Consider the following 18,019-nt stretch of genomic DNA (forward strand, 5'->3'; position numbering starts at 1 on the left):
GCAAAGTCTCTCGACCTTGCGGGCTTGTTCTGGTGGGCGGTGCAGGGTTCGAACCTGCGACCCCTGCCGTGTGAAGGCAGTGCTCTACCGCTGAGCTAACCGCCCGGTATCGGGTACCGGGTTTGATAAAACCTCGTGATGCCTGGGCCCGATGCGATTGCCGGGCTCATCATCATCAAAACAACTGGTGGGCGGTGCAGGGTTCGAACCTGCGACCCCTGCCGTGTGAAGGCAGTGCTCTACCACTGAGCTAACCGCCCGGTTGATCGTGCCGGGAATTTTCAAACTTCTGACCGCAGCCTGGCTGAAGATGGCGCTCGATACGATTGCCGAGTTCATCGTCAAAAAGACTGGTGGGCGGTGCAGGGTTCGAACCTGCGACCCCTGCCGTGTGAAGGCAGTGCTCTACCACTGAGCTAACCGCCCGGTCTGGTCACATTTGCTCAATCTGCTTTCGCAAATCTCGCTAACCGGGAAGCCCACGATTATGCCATGCTTTTCCTGGGCCAAAGCAAAACCTCATGCGGAAATTTGCTCGGGCGCCTTCCAAATGCGCTTGCCGCCGCTGGCCTTGTCCAGTTCCAGCAGCACTTTCTCATGCGCGGCCAGTTCGTCCGCGCTGGCCTGGGGCACGGGCAGATCGAAGCCGCGCAGGTCCAGGGCCGCGACGCGAAATTCGTTCGAGTCCGAGCCGGCCTCGCCGGCATCGTCCATCACCAGGGAGTCCTGGCCCCGGGTCAGGCGGATATAGACCTCGGCCAATAACTCGGCATCCAGCAAGGCGCCGTGCAGCTTGCGGTTGGAGTTGTCCACCTCCAGGCGGCGACACAAGGCGTCCAGGGAATTGGCCTTGCCGGGGAACATATCGCGCGCCATCAGCAAGGTGTCGCGCACGCTGCCCACCACATCGGTGATGGGCGGCTTGCGCAAGCGCTTCAGCTCGGCATTGACGAAGCCGATGTCGAAGGGCGCGTTGTGAATGACCAGCTCGGCACCGGCCAGAAAGCCCAGCAACTGCTCGGCGATCTGGGCGAACAGCGGCTTGTCCGACAGAAAAGCCTCGGTCAGGCCGTGCACCCGCAGCGCATCCTCGTGGCTGGCGCGCTGGGGGTTGATGTAGAGGTGCAGATTGTTGCCAGTCAGCTGGCGGTTGATCATCTCGACGCAGCCGATTTCGATGATGCGGTCGCCGCCCTCGGCCTGCAGGCCGGTGGTTTCGGTGTCGAAGAAGATTTGGCGCATAACTCAGTTTTTCTTGGTCTTGCCGGCGTACAGCCAGATCGCAACGCCGGCCGCGATCATGGGCAGGGACAGCCATTGTCCCTGACTCAGATCGAAGGCCCGCAGGCCCAGGAAGTCATCGGGCTGGCGGAAGAACTCGGTGACGAAGCGCTGCGCGCCATAGCCGATCAGAAACAGGCCCGACACCTGGCCGGTGGCGCGCGGACTGCGCGCGTAAAACCACATCAGCAGGCCCAGGAACACGCCCTCGCCCAGGAACTGATAAATCGGCGAAGGATGGCGCGGATCGGCCGTGCCCGATTGCGGGAACACCATGGCCCAGGGCAGGCTGGGCTCGGCCACCCGGCCCCACAGCTCGCCGTTGATGAAGTTGCCCACCCGGCCGGCCGCCAGGCCGGTGGGCACGCAGGGGGCGATCAGATCGGTGACCTCAAAGAAGCGCCGGCCGCGCAATTTGGCGAACACCGCCATGGCCACGATCACGCCCAGCAGGCCACCATGGAAAGCCATGCCGCCCTTCCAGACCGCCAGCACCTCGCCCAGATTGTGGAGGTAGTAGTCGGGCTTGTAGAACAGGCAATAGCCCAGGCGCCCGCCCAGCACCACGCCCAAGACGCCGAAGAACAGCAGATCGTCCACATCCCTCGAACTCCAGCCACCGGCGGCCCATTGCGGCTGGCGCACACGCTTGTTGGCCAGCCACAGAAACATGCCGAAGGCGGCCAGATAGGTCAGGCCATACCAGTGGATGGCGAAGGGGCCGAGTTGAATGGCGACGGGGTCGAACTGGGGATGAACCCACATGATGGCTGGTCCTGTGCTGCGAGGAATAAGGCCGGCATCATAGCCAGCCCCCTCCGCCCCCAGCGCCGGGAGCGGGTTCAGCCGAGTTCAGCCAGCTTTTTCTTCGCGTCTTCCAGATTGCGCGGATTGGGGTGCTTGGCGCTGCTGACAAAACGCTGCAGCGCCAGCCTGGCCTGGGGCTTGTCGCCCTTGGCCAGCAGGGCCAGGCCCAGACGGTGGTCCACCGGCAGCTTGTCGGCACCGTCGAGTTTGCGGGCCAGCTCCAGATTCTGGATGGCCTCGTCCGCCTGCCCCATCTCGGTCAGCACCCGGCCGGCACCGTAAAAGCCGGCCGCCCAGCCGGGGTAGTCGCGCTGCATCTGCTCAAACACACGCTTGGCATTGGGCAGTTGCTTGAGGCTGAAGTACTGGCTGCCCAGCGCAAACCAGGCCTCGCGCAAGGCGCTCTGCAGCCCCAAGTCGGCACCGGGCCGCACGCTGGCCAGTTCGCGCTCCGTCTCGGCCGGCTTGTCCTCCTGGCCGGCAATGCTGGCACGCAGCAGCTTGGCATGTTCGGGTTGCCTGGCCTGGGCCGCGGCGGCCAACTCGCGCGCCTTGCTCACGCTGCCACCGGCCACACCGGGCGCCATCAGGTAGAACTGCAGCAAGGCCTCGCGGGCCTCGAACAGCAGGGGATCCAACTCCACGGCGCGTTGCAACTGGGTCTTGATGCTGCCCGACAAGCGGATCGCCGTCATCATGCCGCCCCGCATCGCCTGCATGCCTTGCAAAGAACCCAGGGCATAGGCGCAGGCGGCCGAATCGGGCTTGCGCTCCACACAGGCTTGCACGGGCTGGAGGGCGGCCTCCAAGCGCTTGGTTTCGCCGTTATCCATGGCCACCAGGGCCAGGGCCACGGCCGCCTGCTCGTCATCGGCCTGGGCGGCCTGCCGGGCCGTGGCGGCACGCTCCAGCTCGGCCAGCTTGCCGCTATCGGCCCAGGCCTGCCATTGCGCGTCCTTGAACAGCTGTGCCTGCGCTGACACTGCGGCTACAGCCAGCAAACCAGGCAAGCAAATTTTGATGCTTCTTGTCAGTCCACATGCTTCTACCATCTGATGGCCTCCGGTTGAAGTCATTAGAACGAAGCCGGAGACCGCCAGTTGGCCGGGTATTCACCAGGAGGGGCTTGTGCACTGTCCTACGAAAACTGTCGTCGCAAGCAGAGCAATAGCGATTAATTGGAAGGCTACGAACAAATGAACCCTACAACCCAAACCGTCTCCTTGCGCGAAATCAGCGCCGAAACGGTGCGCGCGGTGACCCGGCTGTCGGTGGCCGAGGATCAACAAGGGTTTGTCGCGCCCAATGCGGTGTCGCTGGCCCAAGCACTGTTTGCACCCGAAGCCTGGTATCGCGCCATCTATCTCGGCGAGGAACTGGCGGGATTCGTCATGCTGGAGGACGAGTCCCTGCGATCGCCGCCACCGCTGCGGCCCGAGGTCAGCGTCTGGCGCTTCATGGTGGACGCCAAGTTCCAGGGCCGTGGCGTCGGGCGGGCCGGCTTGCTGCGGGTCATCGAGCATGTCCGCGACAAGGGTTTGTTCACCCGCCTGCAGCTCTCCTACGTGCCCGGCCCGGGCTGCCCCGAGCCCTTCTACCTCTCGCTTGGTTTCCGGCACACCGGCCGGATCGACGGGAACGAGGTGGTACTGGAATTGCCGCTGGCCGAGGCCGCGGCGCAATCACAGCCAGGCCAGCGAACCGCCATCTAGTGACGTCAATTTAAGACGTTATGTATCATCCGCCGCATGCCGATAACACCCTTCCACTTTGGTCTCGGTGCCGCGCTGCATGGCGCGGCGCCAAAGACCGTCAGCTTTCTTTCATTCTGTGCGGCAAATGTCTTGATCGACCTCGAGGTTCTGTACAAGCTGATGCAGCGCCAGCACCCCCTGCACGCCTTCTTCCATACCTATATCGGCGCCACCCTCGTCATGATCGCAACGATCTGTCTTTTCATGGGAATGCGCTGGTTTGCAGCCCGGTTCTGGCTGCCCGACCTGCTGTCTTGGCGCTCACTGGCCATCAAGCCCGTTGCGCTTGGCGCCGGCCTTGGCGCCTACACCCACATCGTGTTGGACAGCATCATGCACACGGACATTCGCCCATTCGCCCCCTTCAGCGAGGCGAACGGATTGCATGGCCTCATCTCGCTGACCGGGCTGCACCTGCTTTGCATGGGCCTGGGGCTTTTCGGCCTGGCCGCGCTGAGCTTGCGACGCCTTCGCGCCAAGGGCGACAAGACCTAAGCCAAGGCGGCCAGGCTCTTGCGTGCGTCCTTCACATGGCCGGGCTCGGCCCGCTTGCTGGCCAGATAGCGCTGATAAGCCTGCCGCGCCGCGTCCACCTGGCCCACGGCCGCGAAGGCGTCGCCCAGGCGGTGGTCTATGGGCAGGCCGCCGGCGCCGGCCAGCTTGCTGGCTTTCTCGAACAGCGGGATGGCCTCGGCCGGGCGCTCCAGCTCCTGGGCCAGTCTGGCCAGGTAGTAATAGGGCGCGGCCTGGCCAGGCTGGTCCTTCTGCAACTGTTCGTACATGCGCTTGACGCGCTCGAACTGCTGGCTCTTGATCCAGTGGCGGCCCAGCTCGCCGTAGGCATTGCGCACATCTTCGGCCAGGGCCGCGTCCTCGCCGACGCGCACGGCCATCAGCTCGCGCTCGGCCTCATCCCATTGTTCCTCACGGGCCAGGATCAGCGAGCGCAGCAGGCGTGCCTGCTCGGGCGCCTTGCCGCGGATGGCGGACTCCAGCTCACGCGCCTTGGCCACGCTGCCGCCCAGGAACTCGGGGATCAGCAGATAGATCTGCGCCAGCTTGCTGCGCGCCTCGTACAAATCGGGGTCCAGGCCTAAGGCCGTGCCCAGGCTGGCGCGCACCTTGCCCACCAGGCCAATGGCCTTGAGCTTGCTGCTGATCAAGACCTGCTGGCCCATCACCCGCGCCAGGGCCAGATGGCAGACGGCCTCACGCGGCGCCAGGTCCACGCATTGCTGCGCCGTGCTCAGCGCCTCGTCCAGGGCCCGCCCGTCATAAGCGCCGGTGGCGGCAATCGCCTTCGCGGCCAGGGCCTGGGCGTCCTTGGGTGCCTGGCTCAGGCGCTGCTGGGCGGCCTGGGCCAGGGCGTCGAATTTCTCGGCCTCCAGCAATTGCTGCAGCTGCGGCTCTTTGAACACGGCCGCCTGGGCTGGCACAAGGCCGAGCAGCAGAGCGGCGGAAAAAACAAGGGCTGTCGTTCGCAAGTGAATCACCAGACGCTAGTGGCTGAAGGATGGCGGCGCGCCGATTATCAGCCGGAGATACGGCTGGCAATATGTTCAACAAAACGCCGCACCGTGGGCGCCGCGTCCTGCGGCCAGATCAGGCTGGTTTCGCAGCTAGGCGGCCCGCCCAGGACCGGCTTGTAGCTGACCCCCACGCGGACCAAGGCCTGCACGCTGGCGGGCACCCAGGCCGCCCCCATGCCGGCCGAAACCAGATTGACGATGGTCTGCATCTGTATGGCCTCCTGCTCGATGCGGGGGCTGGCGCCCTGGGCCTGGTAAAAGCCCAGCACGGCGTCGAAGAGCGAGGGCGCGATGGCGCGCGGGAAAATCACCAGCGGCAGCGGCAAGACCTGCTCCGCACGCAGGCTGGCCTGCTTGGCCAGTGCCAGCTCGCTGCTGAGGGCCAGCACCATGGGCTCGCTGGCGATGCGCAGGCGCTCGAAGCCGGGCGGGCAGGCGCCGGGCGCATGGATGATGAAGCCCAGATCCAGCTCGCCGCTGGCGAAGTCGGGCAGTTGCACGTCCAGCGTCGCCTCGCGCAAGCTCAGGGCGATGGCGGGAAAGCGCTCGCGGAATTCGCGCAGCCAGCGCGGCAGCTCGCCATAACCCACGGTGGAGACAAAACCCAGGCGCAGGCGGCCGCTCTCGCCCTTGGCGGCGGCCTGCACCAGCGCCGGCAAGCCCTGGGCCTGGGCCAGCATCTGCCGGGCCTGGGGCAGCAAGGCCTCACCGGCCGGGCTCAGGGCCACCGAGCGGCTGCTGCGCTCGAACAGGCTGACGCCCAAGGCCACCTCCAGCTTTTGAATCGCCTGGGTCAGCGGTGGCTGGGTCATGTGCAGGCGCGCGGCGGCGCGGCCAAAGTGCAGCTCCTCGGCCAAGGCGAGGAACTGGCGCAGGGATCTCAGCTCAATCATGCGAGGCCATTCATATCCAAAACAAATCAATCACACGCAAATAATATATTTGAATCGAAGTCTTGCCGAGCAGATACTGGCGGCAGCTTTCCGCCAACCAGGACCCCAGCCCATGAGCCAGACCCCCGCCAACCGCCGCTCCAAAAACATCACCGAGGGCGTGGCCCGCGCGCCCAACCGCTCCATGTATTACGGCATGGGCTATCAGGAGACCGACTTCGGCAAGCCCATGATTGGCGTTGCCAACGGCCACTCCACCATCACGCCCTGCAACTCCGGCCTGCAAAAGCTGGCGGATGCCGCCGTCATCGGCCTGAAGGCGGCCGGCGCCAATGCCCAGCTCTTCGGCACACCGACGATTTCCGACGGCATGGCCATGGGCACCGAGGGCATGAAGTACAGCCTGGTCTCGCGCGAGGTGATTGCCGACTGCGTGGAAACCTGTGTGGGCGGCCAGTGGCTGGACGGCGTGATGGTCATCGGCGGCTGCGACAAGAATATGCCCGGCGGCATGATGGGCATGTTGCGCGCCAATGTGCCGGCCATCTACATCTACGGCGGCACCATCAAGCCCGGCCATTACAAGGGGCAAGACCTCAACATCGTCAGCGTCTTCGAGGCCGTGGGCCAGTTTTCGGCCGGCAAGATGAGTGAGGAAGACTTCTGCCAGATCGAGAAGCGCGCCATCCCCGGCAGCGGCTCCTGCGGCGGCATGTACACGGCCAACACCATGAGTTCGGCCTTCGAGGCGCTGGGCATGAGCCTGCCCTATTCCTCATCGATGTCTAACGTCGAGGATGAGGTGGTCGAGAACACCCAGCGCGCCGCCGAATACCTGGTGGCCGCCGTCAAGGCCGACCTGAAGCCGCGCGACATCGTCACCAAGAAGGCAATCGAAAACGCCGTCGCCGTCATCATGGCCACGGGCGGCTCCACCAATGCCGTCTTGCACTTCCTGGCCATCGCCCATGCGGCCGAGGTGGACTGGACGATTGACGACTTCGAGCGCATGCGCAAGAAGATCCCCGTGCTCTGCGACCTGAAGCCCAGCGGCCGCTTCCTGGCCGTGGACCTGCACAAGGCCGGCGGCATCCCGGCGGTGATGAAGGTGTTGTTGAAGGCCGGCCTGCTGCATGGCGACTGCATCACCATCACCGGCAAGACCGTGGCCGAGAACCTGGCCGAGGTGCCCGAGCTGAGCGCCGAGCAAGAGGTGATACGCGATGTCAGCCAGCCCATCTACGCCCAGGGCCATCTGGCGATTCTGAAGGGCAATCTCAGCCCCGAGGGCTGCGTGGCCAAGATCACCGGCCTGAAGAACCCCGTCATCAGCGGCCCGGCCCGCGTGTTTGAAGACGAGCAAACGGCCCTGGCCGCCATCCTGGCCGGCAAGATCCAGGCCGGTGACGTCATGGTATTGCGTTACTTGGGCCCCAAGGGCGGCCCCGGCATGCCCGAGATGCTGGCCCCCACCGGCGCCCTGATCGGCCAGGGCCTGGGCGAGACGGTGGGCCTGATCACCGACGGTCGCTTCTCCGGCGGCACCTGGGGCATGGTGGTCGGCCATGTGGCGCCCGAGGCCTTCGAGGGCGGCCTGATCGCCCTGGTGCAGGAAGGCGACCGCATCACCATCGACGCCCACCAGCTGCTGCTGGAGCTGCACGTGAGCGAGGACGAAATCGCCCGGCGCCGCAGCGCCTGGGTACGCCCCGCCCCGCGCTACACCCGCGGCGTGCTGGCCAAGTTCGCCAAGAACGCCTCCAGCGCCAGCAGCGGTGCGGTGCTGGACCTGAGCTAAAACCCCTCACCCCGCAGATGGGCCGCCACCGCCTGGGCCACCGCCGCGTCGCCCAAGATGCGGCGGTGGCCCAGGCCTTGTACCGCCAGCAGGCGAGCGTCCGGCAAGGCCGCAGCAAAGGCCTGGGCATGGGCGAAAGGCGCGGCGCGGTCTTGTTCATCGTGCACCAGCAGCGTGGCCTGGGGCAGGCGCGGGCCTAGCCAGGCGGGCTCAAAAGTCTCCAGCGTCGTGGCACCCAGGCGCTCCAGCCGCTGCTGAATCTGCGTCATGCTTTTGCGCCCAAGCCCAAAGCTCTGAGCAAACCAGCCCAGCACCTGGCGCGGCGGCGCCGAGCAGGCGATCAAGGCCAGCCGGGCCGTCGGCAAGCCGCGTGCCACCGCATGGCTGACGGCCACCGCCCCCAGCGAATGGGCCACGATGCCGTGCAAGGGCCCGAAACGCTGGGCCGCCGCGTGCAAGGCCTGCACAAACTGCGGCATATGCGTTTGCCAACCCTGGCTGTGGCCATGGGCCGGCATGTCCAGCAAGATGGGGGCAAAGCCCTGGGCCCACAGCCGCTCGGCCAAGGGCCGCATCTGCTGGGCGCTGCCGGCCCAGCCATGGACCAGCAAGACCCGGGGCCGGCTGGCCGCGGCGGCCTCATGCTCGCGATGCCGCCAGCTGCACAGGCGCAAGCCCATCAGCTCCCAGGGCTCGGCCACCCAGGGCGCGGCCACCTGGGGGCTAACCGTTTTCTTGAAGGGCATGGGCGTGCTGAACAGCGCAAAAGCCAGGCGCGAGGCAAGACCTGGCCCCAGCGCCTGGGCCGCCCGCATCAGCGCTCGCAGCAGGCGCTGGCTGGCACCTGCGGCGAAAAACAAGCTGGCTGGATTCGGAGGGTTGGGATGACTCATGGCCGCTCTAACCTAGATTCGGCAGTTGGACGCGCCCGAAGGGCTCGCCAGGCGGTGCGCGGGCAAGGCGCGCCGAAGAAGTGGGCTCCTGCCCACGAGGAGAAGCAACGCAGCCAGCGTGCCGTCTGGCGAGACAGGCGGGCGTGTAGCGCTGTCACCCAAATGGTGACGTCTGTTAACGAGCGGGATGATCGTAGGCATCGATGTTTCCAGGTCAGAGCGAGCGGTCAACTGCCGAATCTAGGTTTAACCCAGAAAGAAGTCGCGATTGCTGCGGGGAATGGACTGCCATAGACGGCGCAGGCCACGGTAAGCGCGCAGCAGGCCCAGCAAGCCCAGCAGCAGGCCCAGGGGAATCAGCATCAAGACCATCACACACCTCCACTTCCACTCAAAATTTCGCACGACCGTGCGAAGATAATTCAAAAAAAGGGGCAAGCCCCGGCGACTAAAAAATATAGGGCGCCAAGATGCGCTGATAGGCCAGCAGGCCGCGCCTCTCGGTCTCGGGGTTGCGGATGAAGCGCGCCTCCAGCACCAGGGCGGTGAACAGGCCGTCCAGCTCGAAAGCCAGTTGATCGATGTCCCGGTCGGCGCGCAGATGGCCCGCCTCCACCGCCTGCATCAGGCAGCGCTTGAGCGCCTGGCGCCAGCGGGTCAGGCCGTCCAGCAGCAAATCGCGCAGTGGGCCGTCCCTGTCGTCAAACTCGAAGGCACCCGCCGTGTAGAGGCAGTTACCGCGTGAGCCCGATCGGGTGGCACGCGCCAGCCAGGCCTTGATCAAGGCGTCCAGGCGCGGCAGGCCGCGCGGTTGCAGCAAGGCCGGGGCCATGATGTCCTCCTGAAAACGCCGGTCGAACTCGGCCAGCACGGCACGCTGCAAGGCCTCGCGCGAACCGATGCGTGAAAACACCCCGCTCTTGGACAGATTCAAACGCTTGGCCACCTCGCCGATGCTGAGGCTCTCCAGCCCGTCCAGCGCGGCCATCTCCAGCGCCGTCTCGACGATGGCGGCCTGGGTGGATTCACTGCGTTCTGTCTTGGCTTGCATGGCGCGAATTTAGCACGACCGTGCGAATACTTGCAAGCCAGAAATTTTTCCGTGACGAATGGCATGATGCGCCGCCCGCGCGCTTCTTTCTCTTGCCCAGCCCATGAATGTTTTTCGTCAAGCCAGCTCCCCACACCCCCGCCTGCAAGGCCTGGACACGCTGCGGGCCCTGGCCATCCTGCTGGTCTTCGCCACCCACTACCAGGACTTCGTCAGCGGCCAACCCACTTTTGGCTGGGCCAGCACACTGGGCCGGGTCGGCGTGGACCTGTTCTTCGTGCTGAGCGGCTATCTGATCGCCAACCAGATCTTTGCCGGCATGCAGCGAGATCAGGTCTTGTCACTGCGAAACTTTTACGCCCGCCGCTTTCTGCGCACCCTGCCGGTGTTCTATCTGGTGCTGGCGGCCTATTTTCTGTTCCCGACCTATATGGGTGGCAAGACGCCGCCCGATCTCTGGCGCTTTCTCACCTTTACCCAGAACTGGCAGTTGCAGCCGGGCACGGCCTTCTCGCATGCCTGGTCGCTGTGCGTGGAGGAGCAGTTCTATCTCGTGCTGCCGGCCGTGGTGCTGCTGGCCCAATTCAGCGCTCGCTGGCTCAAATCCATCGCCTGGGCCTGGCTGCTGCTGTTCGGCCTGGTGGGCCTGGCCATCCGGCTGAGGGCCGGCCTGTGGGCCGAACACGGCCTGGAGGTAGACGGTTACACCCGCGGCTACTACCCCCATATCTACTACGCCACCCTGGCCCGCGCCGATGGCCTGCTGCCCGGCGTGGCCATCGCCTTGCTGAAGAACTTCCACCCCAGCGCCTGGGCGGCCGTGCAGAGGCGGGGTCAAGTCTTGCTGCTGGGCGGCCTGCTGGCTTGCGGCCTCACGGCCTGGGGCTTGCTCAATTTCTACTACGTCGAAGGTTATGGCTATGGCCGGGCCATGACGGTCTACGGCTACAGCCTGGTGTCCTGGAGCTTCGGGCTCTTGCTGCTGACCGGGCTTTGCCCCACATCCAGCCTGGCACGCTGGCGGCTGCCGGGTGCGGCCTCGCTGGCCCTGTGGTCTTATTCCATCTACCTGACGCACAAGGCCGTGATGTTCGCCCTGCCCAAGTTTTGGCTGCTGGACAGGCAATCGGGCACGACCTTGCTGGCCATCGCCCTGGCCTGCCTGGCGCTAGGCTGGCTGCTCTACCGCCTGGTGGAGCTGCCCTTGATGAACTGGCGTGACGGGCGGGTGCCCAGCAGCTTCAAAGCAACTGAAACGGCAGCGCCGCTCCCAACTCACTCGCCCAGGCCGGCGTAAATCTCCTGCACATCGTCGTGGGCGTCGATGGCGGCCAGAAAGGCTTCGACCTCTTCCAGCTCGGCCGGGCCCAAGCTCAGCGGCGTCTTGGGCCGGTAACCCAGCTTGGCCGAGTGCACGGTAAAACCGAAGTTAGGCAGGGCGCGCGACACCAGGTCCAGATCGCTGGGCGCGGTCAGGAACAAGGCCTCGCCCTCCTCCGCCGCCTGCACGTCTTGCGCGCCGGCCTCGATGGCGGCTTCCTCGGCGTCCACGCCGGGGCGGCTGGGCGCGGCCTCGATCAGGCCCAGGTGGTCAAACTCCCAGGCCACCGAGCCGGCCGTGCCCAGATGGCCTTTGCGGAACAGCACGCGGATCTCGGAAAAGGTGCGGTTGACGTTGTCGGTCAGGCATTCGACGATCACCGGCACGCGGTGCGGGGCATAGCCCTCGTAGGCCACCAGATCGAAATGCACCGGGTCGCCCAGCAGGCCGGCGCCCTTCTTGACCGCACGCTCCAGGGTTTCGCGCGGCATGGAGACCTTGCGCGCCGCCTCCATCACCATGCGCAGGCGCGGGTTCATATCGGGGTCGGCGCCGTTGCGGGCCGCCACCATCAACTCCTTGCTGAGTTTGCCGAACAAGCGCCCGCGGGCATTGGCCGCCAGATCCTTGTGTTTTGCTTTCCACTGTGCGCCCATGCTGGCTGCTCCTGATATTGGGGATGCCGCATTGTCCACCGCCGGCCGGGGCGGGCCGAGCAGCGACCGGGCGCGGCCGACCCCACTCAGGTAAAAACCGCAACAAGCGGCCCCCAAGCTTGAGGCACACTCCCACTCACAAGGAGACACAAGCGATGACTGATCCACAAGAACTGCTTCAACGCGAACGTATTGACGCCGTCCTGGCGCTGGCCCGCCAACACCAGAGCGCGGCCCATTTCAAACCCATGATTGAGAGCTTCGGCCGCGAGTACTTCGCCCGGCTGGACCCCGAGGATCTGCTGGCCCGCACGCCCGAAGACTTGCTGGGCGCCCTGCTCTCCCATCTGCAATTCGGCGCCAAGCGCGCACCCGGCCAGACCCTGGTGCGGGCCCTGAACCCGGCGGTGGCCGAGAACGGCTGGGCCTCGCGCCATTCGGTGATCGACATCGTCAATGACGATATGCCCTTCCTGGTCGACACCACGACCATGGAGATCAACCGCCACGGTCTGACCCTGCACCTGATCATCCACCCCATCTTCGCCGTCGAGCGCGATGCGCAAGGCCAGTTGCTGGCCATACGGCCGCGTGGCGAGGCGGGCAATGCCCCCGAGCTCAAGCGCGAGTCCTGGATGCATATCGAGGTGGACCGCATGGTGGACGCCCAGCAGCGCGCCGATCTGGTCGCCGGCCTTGAGCGGGTGTTGGCCGATGTGCGCCTGGCCGTGCAGGACTGGCCGGCCATGGTCAGCCAATTGCGCGGCGCCATCGCCGAGCTGGAGCAGGCGCCCGCCAGCCTGCCCAAGGAACAGTTGCAGGAGAACCGCGCCTTCCTGGAATGGCTGGCCGAGGACCACATCACCCTGCTGGGCTACCGCCGCCACGATCTGGTCAGTGAGAACGGCCAGGACGCCCTGCGCCTGGTCAGCGGCAGCGGCCTGGGGCTGTTGCGGGAGAGCGCCGAAGAAAAGCTCTCCAGCAGCTTCGCCGCCCTGCCCGCCAATGCCCGGGCCATGGCGCGTGCGCCCCTGCCCATGATTCTGATCACCAAGGCCAATACCCGCTCCACCGTGCACCGGCCCGGCTATACCGACTACGTCGGCATCAAGCGTTACAACGCCGCCGGCGAGGTGGTCGGCGAGCACCGCTTCATCGGCCTGTTCACCTCCACCGCCTACAGCGCGCGGGTGTCGGAAACCCCGCTGCTGCGCGGCCGTACCCGCGCCATCACCGAGCGCGCCGGCCTGCCGCCGGGCGGCCATCTGGCCAAGGCCTTGCAGCACATCCTCGAGACCTATCCGCGCGACGATCTGTTCCAGATCTCCGACGACGAGCTGTATGAAACCGCCCTGGGCATCCTGGCCCTGGGCGAGCGCCAGCGCCTGCGGCTGTTCGTCTGCCGCGACCCCTTCGATCGCTTCGTCTCCTGCCTGGTCTACGTGCCGCGCGAGGCCTATTCGACCGATTTGCGCATCAAGTTCCAGGCCATCCTGATGTCGGTCTTCAAGGGCAGCAGCGCCGAGTTCGATGTGCAGCTGAGCGACGCCGTGCTGGCCCGCATCCACTTCACCGTGCGCACCACGCCGGGTCAGATGCCCAGCTACGACCGCAAGGAGGTGGAAGCCAGGCTGGCCGCCGCCGCGCGCCGCTGGGACGATGATTTGCGCGACGCCTTGATCGACGCCGAGGGCGAGGCCCGCGGCTTGGCCCTGTTCAAGCGCTGGGCGGCCGGCTTCCCGCTGGGCTACCGCGAGCGCGTCAGCGCCCGTGCCGCCGTGCCCGATGTCGTCAAGATCGCCGGCCTCTCGGCCGAGAACCCGCTGGCCCTGGCCCTGTACCGCCCGCTGGGCGCGCAGCCGGGCGAGCTGGGCTTCAAGGTCTACCACCGCGGCGCGGCCGTCGTGCTGTCCGACAGCCTGCCCATGCTGGAGCATATGGGCGTGCGCGTGCTGGGCGAGTACAACCATCGCGTCAGCGAGAACAGCGGCAGCGAGGCCGGCGAGGCCGCGCAGATCTCCCTGCACGACTTCCAGCTGCAAGCCGTGGTGTCCGACGAGATCGAAGCCGAGGCCCTGGCCCGCCTGTTCGAGGACGCCTTTGCCCGCGTCTTCAAGGGCGAGGTGGAGAACGACGACTTCAACCGCCTGGTCCTGCGCGCCGGTCTGGCCAGCGACGAGATCGTGGTGCTGCGCGCCTATGCCAAATACCTGCGGCAGATCGGCTTTGCGCTCTCGCAAGCCACCATCGAGGCCACGCTGGCCACACACCCCCGCATCGCCCGCATGCTGGTCAGCCTGTTCAAGCTGCGCTTTGACCCGCAGGCCCAGGACGAGGCCGGTGCCGAGGCCCAGGTCAATGGCATCGAGAAAGCATTGGAGAAGGTCAGCAATCTGCAGGACGACCGCGTGCTGCGCCAGTTGCTGGCCCTGATCCTGGCCACTTTACGCAGCAATTTCTGGCGCACCGGCGTCGGCCACACGGGGGCAGCCGGGCCGCGCCGCAGTTTCCTGAGCTTCAAGTTCGACTCGGCCAAGATCCCCGGCCTGCCCCAGCCGCGCCCGCTGTACGAGATTTTTGTCTACTCGCCCCGCTTCGAGGGCATCCATCTGCGCGGCGGCAAGGTGGCGCGCGGCGGCCTGCGCTGGTCGGACCGGCCGGAAGACTTCCGCACCGAGGTGCTGGGCCTGGTCAAGGCCCAGATGGTCAAGAACACCGTCATCGTGCCGGTGGGCAGCAAGGGCGGCTTTGTGCTGAAGAAGGCGCCGCCCGCCAGCGACCGTGAGGCCTATCTGAAGGAAGGCGTGGCCTGCTATCAGGACTATCTGCGCGCCCTGCTCGATCTGACCGACAACCTGGCCGGGGGCCAGGTCTTGCCCCCGCCTCTGGTGGTGCGCAAGGACGCCGACGACCCCTACCTGGTGGTGGCCGCCGACAAGGGCACGGCCACCTTCTCCGACTACGCCAACGCCGTCAGCGCCGAGTACGGCCACTGGCTGGGCGATGCCTTCGCCTCCGGCGGCAGCGTGGGTTATGACCACAAGGCCATGGGCATCACGGCGCGCGGCGCCTGGGAAAGCGTCAAGCGCCATTTCCGCGAGCTGGGTGTGGACACGCAGACGACGGACTTCACGGTGGTCGGCGTGGGCGATATGTCGGGCGATGTGTTCGGCAACGGCATGCTGCTGTCCCGCCACATCCGCCTGCTGGCGGCCTTTGACCACCGCCACATCTTCATCGACCCCAACCCCGATGCGGCCACCTCCTTCGCCGAGCGCGAGCGCCTGTTCAAGCTGCCGCGTTCGGCCTGGACGGACTACGAGGCCCAGCTGATCTCCGAAGGCGGCGGCGTCTGGGCACGCTCGGAGAAGTCCATTCCCATCTCACCCCAGGCCCAGGCGGCATTGGGCATCACGGCGGATCGCCTGGCGCCGAATGATCTGCTCAGCGCCATCCTCAAGGCCCCGGTGGACCTGCTCTACAACGGCGGCATCGGCACCTATATCAAGGCCGCCAGCGAGGTGCATGCCGAGGTGGGCGACCGCGCCAACGACGGCCTGCGCATCAACGGCGCCGAGCTGCGCTGCAAGGTGGTGGGCGAAGGCGGCAATCTGGGCGCCACCCAGCGCGGCCGCGTCGAGGCGGCGCTGGCTGGTGTGCGCCTGAACACCGATGCCATCGACAACTCCGCCGGCGTGGACACCTCGGACCACGAGGTCAATATCAAGATCCTGCTGGGCCTGGCCATGGGCGACGGCGAGATGACGCTGAAGCAGCGCAATACCTTGCTGCCCAAGATGACCGATGAGGTCGCCGCCCTGGTCTTGCGCGACAACTACTTCCAGACCCAGGCCCTGTCCATCGCCGGCCGCCAGGGCGTGGCCTTGCTGGACGCCCAGGCCCGCTTCATCCGCTTCCTGGAGCGCAAAGGCCAACTCAACCGCGCCATCGAGTTCCTGCCCAGCGACGAGCAGATCGCCGAGCGCAAGGCCCGCGGCGTCGGCCTCACCTCACCGGAGCTGGCCGTGCTGCTGGCTTATAGCAAGATGTGGTTGTCGGACGAGCTGATGGCCAGCGACTTGCCGGAAGACGGCTGGATTGGCACGGCGGTGGAGCGTTACTTCCCGGCCCAGCTGCGCGAGAAATACGCCGGCTACATCCCCCGTCATCCGCTCAAGCGCGAAATCATCGTCACCCATGTGCTCAACAGCATGCTCAACCGGGTGGGCTCCACCTTTGTGCACCGCCTGAGCGAATCCACCGGCGCCAAACCCGCGCAGATCGTGCGCGCCTACCTGGCCACCCGCGAGGTGTTCGGCTTTGTGCCGCTGTGGCTGCAGATCGAGGCCCTGGACAACAAGGTCCCCGACGCCGTGCAGGCCGAGATGATCGAGGAGCTGGGCCGGCTGGGCAGCCATGCCACCACCTGGTTCCTGCGCTCGCGCCGCCTGGCCGAGCCCATGGAACAGGTATTCGCCCGCTTCACCCCGGCCGTGGCGGTGCTGCGTCAGCGCCTGGAGACCATGGCCGAAGGTTCGGCCCGCGCCGAGGCCTGGGTGGCGGCCGGCGTGCCCGCGGAGCTGGCCCAGGCCGTGCTGCGAGCCGAGAGCCTGTTCGCCGCGCTGGACATCGCCGAGATCGCCGATGCCAGCCAGCGCCCGCTGGACGAGGTGGCCGATGTGCACGCCAGCCTGGGCCAGCGCCTGGGTCTGGCCGGCCTGCGCCAGCAGATCGACGCCCTGACGCCCGGCAGCTACTGGCAGACCCAGGCCAAGATGGCCCTGGGCGACGACTTGGCCGGCCTGCAGCGCGCCATCGCCAGCGATGTGCTGAGCCATATCAGCGGCGAGGCCAGCGACAAGCTGCAGGCCTGGGAGCAGCGCAACAGCGACGCCCTGGAGCGAGCCCAGCGCCTGCTAGGCGAGCTGAGCGAGGCCAAGGGTGTGGATCTGGCCATGCTCTCGGTCGCCTTGCGGGAGTTGCGCAACCTGGCTTGAGCGCCCACCGGGCTCTTGAATGCGCGGCAGACCAGGAGACTGCCGGCAGGATCACCGAGGCCGCAGCGCGGCCCCGGTGGGTTTCTCAAGCCATCAAGCCGGACGGCGGCGTGCCGCCGCACCCGCCCCAACCAAGGCCAGCGCAACCAGGGCCAACGAGGCCGGCTCGGGCACCTGGGTCGCGGGGCCGTAGGTATAGGTGATCTTGGCGCCGCAAGCCGCGTCCGTCGCCTGACTGGCCTCGATATTGCCGCCGCCGCCGCTGACGGCAATGCCGCTCACCGAGGTGCAACTCACATTGAACGCACCGCCGCCGGCACGGCTGAAGTCGGCCCACATGCTGTTCAGCTGCAGGTCGAACATGGCCGCTTTCTCGGCGTACAGATTGTCGAAAACGCGGGTCTCGCTCGACTGCAGCACGATGTTGTTCACCGTGGCAGACATGGACAAGGGATTGCTGGCGGCAAACAAGAGGTTCAGGGCACCCAGATCGCTGGCGAAGTACAGGTCCACCGTGCCCTTGGCGATCGGCGACTGTTGCTGAGCCGCGTTATTCGTCAAGGTGATGGAGCTGAGCATCTTGCCGTTGATGCTCAGGGCGATGCCACTGAGCACGCCCAGGTTGGTGTCGAAGAAGCCCAGCTGGCCGGATTGATGGATTTCGGTCGTTGCCAGCGAATTGGAAAACTGGTAGCTGACGGTGTCAGCCTGGGCGGCACCTGCGGCCGCGAGGGCCAGAACGAGGGTTGACAGCTTTTTCATATAAGCACTCCTTGAATGTTTTTTTACACTGCCGGGATACCGGCGAGACGGAGTTAGCAATACGCATGCCACCTAATGAATTTAGTTTTAAGTACTTGTTTTACAAGGATTTTTTAAGAGCAACAAATATCAAAGAGTATTAATCGTAAAAATTTTCGACAGAACAAAAGGCGAAAATCATCAGCAAATTCAAAGAATAATTTATTTGCCGTGAAAATTACCTAGATTGATAGTTTATTAAAAATAAATACCATCAAGATAATATAAAACTTATTCA

General features: G+C 65.7%; 15 protein-coding genes and 3 tRNA genes. 5 read left to right on the plus strand and 13 right to left on the minus strand.

Annotated elements, in window-relative coordinates; genetic code table 11:
- Positions 1–30: 30 nt before the first annotated feature.
- The 6 genes from HNP55_RS00795 to HNP55_RS00820 all read right to left on the minus strand — a co-directional run bounded on the left by HNP55_RS00795 (position 31) and on the right by HNP55_RS00820 (position 3,071).
- Positions 31–105: transfer RNA gene (locus HNP55_RS00795), tRNA-Val, on the minus strand.
- 80 nt (positions 106–185) lie between these two features.
- Positions 186–260: transfer RNA gene (locus HNP55_RS00800), tRNA-Val, on the minus strand.
- A 91-nt stretch (positions 261–351) separates the two neighbouring features.
- A tRNA-Val gene (locus HNP55_RS00805) sits at positions 352–426 on the minus strand.
- 93 nt (positions 427–519) lie between these two features.
- Positions 520–1,242: a DNA polymerase III subunit epsilon gene (gene dnaQ, locus HNP55_RS00810; protein WP_184295071.1), complete on the minus strand. Its 723-nt coding sequence runs from the start codon at positions 1,240–1,242 to the stop codon at positions 520–522.
- Positions 1,243–1,245: 3 nt separating this feature from the next.
- Positions 1,246–2,046, minus strand: coding sequence for a prolipoprotein diacylglyceryl transferase (gene lgt / locus HNP55_RS00815; RefSeq protein WP_184295074.1), 801 nt, complete (start codon positions 2,044–2,046; stop codon positions 1,246–1,248).
- Between the two features lie 77 nt (positions 2,047–2,123).
- On the minus strand, positions 2,124–3,071 hold the full coding sequence (locus HNP55_RS00820; protein ID WP_184295076.1) for a tetratricopeptide repeat protein: 948 nt from the start codon (positions 3,069–3,071) through the stop codon (positions 2,124–2,126).
- 213 nt (positions 3,072–3,284) lie between these two features.
- Here HNP55_RS00820 and HNP55_RS00825 point away from each other — a divergent pair, with 213 nt between their 5' ends.
- Entirely contained in the window at positions 3,285–3,800 is a 516-nt protein-coding gene (locus HNP55_RS00825; RefSeq protein ID WP_184295079.1) for a GNAT family N-acetyltransferase, read from the plus strand.
- 36 nt (positions 3,801–3,836) lie between these two features.
- Positions 3,837–4,337 (plus strand): hypothetical protein, encoded by a 501-nt coding sequence (locus tag HNP55_RS00830; RefSeq protein ID WP_184295082.1) that lies wholly within the window; start codon positions 3,837–3,839, stop codon positions 4,335–4,337.
- Here the strand turns inward: HNP55_RS00830 and HNP55_RS00835 are convergent.
- Together HNP55_RS00835 and HNP55_RS00840 are read right to left on the minus strand one after the other, a co-directional pair.
- Complete coding sequence (locus HNP55_RS00835; RefSeq protein WP_184295085.1) at positions 4,334–5,260, minus strand: tetratricopeptide repeat protein; 927 nt, start codon at positions 5,258–5,260, stop codon at positions 4,334–4,336. The two genes, HNP55_RS00830 and HNP55_RS00835, sit on opposite strands and share 4 nt — an antisense overlap.
- A 113-nt stretch (positions 5,261–5,373) precedes the next feature.
- Positions 5,374–6,264, minus strand: coding sequence for a LysR family transcriptional regulator (locus tag HNP55_RS00840; RefSeq protein WP_184295088.1), 891 nt, complete (start codon positions 6,262–6,264; stop codon positions 5,374–5,376).
- Positions 6,265–6,376: 112 nt separating this feature from the next.
- Between HNP55_RS00840 and ilvD the strand changes: the two genes are divergently transcribed.
- Positions 6,377–8,062: a dihydroxy-acid dehydratase gene (gene ilvD / locus HNP55_RS00845; RefSeq protein WP_184295091.1), complete on the plus strand. Its 1,686-nt coding sequence runs from the start codon at positions 6,377–6,379 to the stop codon at positions 8,060–8,062.
- Here ilvD and HNP55_RS00850 read toward each other — a convergent pair.
- The 3 genes from HNP55_RS00850 to HNP55_RS00855 form a co-directional block, all read right to left on the minus strand.
- Entirely contained in the window at positions 8,059–8,955 is an 897-nt protein-coding gene (locus HNP55_RS00850; protein WP_184295094.1) for an alpha/beta hydrolase, read from the minus strand. The two genes, ilvD and HNP55_RS00850, sit on opposite strands and share 4 nt — an antisense overlap.
- 246 nt (positions 8,956–9,201) lie before the next feature.
- A complete protein-coding gene (locus HNP55_RS24570; protein WP_281385214.1) occupies positions 9,202–9,327 on the minus strand; it encodes a hypothetical protein in 126 nt (41 codons plus the stop codon).
- Between the two features lie 76 nt (positions 9,328–9,403).
- Positions 9,404–10,006, minus strand: coding sequence for a TetR/AcrR family transcriptional regulator (locus HNP55_RS00855; protein WP_184295096.1), 603 nt, complete (start codon positions 10,004–10,006; stop codon positions 9,404–9,406).
- 103 nt (positions 10,007–10,109) lie between these two features.
- On the opposite strand from HNP55_RS00855, the gene HNP55_RS00860 reads away from it, so the two are divergent.
- Positions 10,110–11,303 carry an acyltransferase family protein gene (locus HNP55_RS00860; protein ID WP_184295099.1) on the plus strand — a complete coding sequence of 398 codons (1,194 nt, stop codon included), beginning with the start codon at positions 10,110–10,112 and terminating at the stop codon, positions 11,301–11,303.
- On the opposite strand, the gene HNP55_RS00865 is transcribed toward HNP55_RS00860, so the two are convergent.
- The gene (locus tag HNP55_RS00865) at positions 11,282–11,983 is read right to left on the minus strand and encodes a YebC/PmpR family DNA-binding transcriptional regulator (RefSeq protein ID WP_184295102.1); all 702 of its coding nucleotides are present in this window, start codon (positions 11,981–11,983) and stop codon (positions 11,282–11,284) included. The two genes, HNP55_RS00860 and HNP55_RS00865, sit on opposite strands and share 22 nt — an antisense overlap.
- Positions 11,984–12,138: 155 nt before the next feature.
- Between HNP55_RS00865 and HNP55_RS00870 the strand changes: the two genes are divergently transcribed.
- Complete coding sequence (locus HNP55_RS00870; protein WP_184295105.1) at positions 12,139–16,980, plus strand: NAD-glutamate dehydrogenase; 4,842 nt, start codon at positions 12,139–12,141, stop codon at positions 16,978–16,980.
- 93 nt (positions 16,981–17,073) lie between these two features.
- Here HNP55_RS00870 and HNP55_RS00875 read toward each other — a convergent pair whose 3' ends face one another.
- Positions 17,074–17,742 (minus strand): choice-of-anchor E domain-containing protein, encoded by a 669-nt coding sequence (locus HNP55_RS00875; protein ID WP_184295107.1) that lies wholly within the window; start codon positions 17,740–17,742, stop codon positions 17,074–17,076.
- Positions 17,743–18,019 lie beyond the last annotated feature (277 nt).

Source organism: Roseateles oligotrophus (assembly GCF_014204525.1).
Classification (GTDB): Bacteria; Pseudomonadota; Gammaproteobacteria; order Burkholderiales; family Burkholderiaceae_C; genus Paucibacter_A; species Paucibacter_A oligotrophus_A.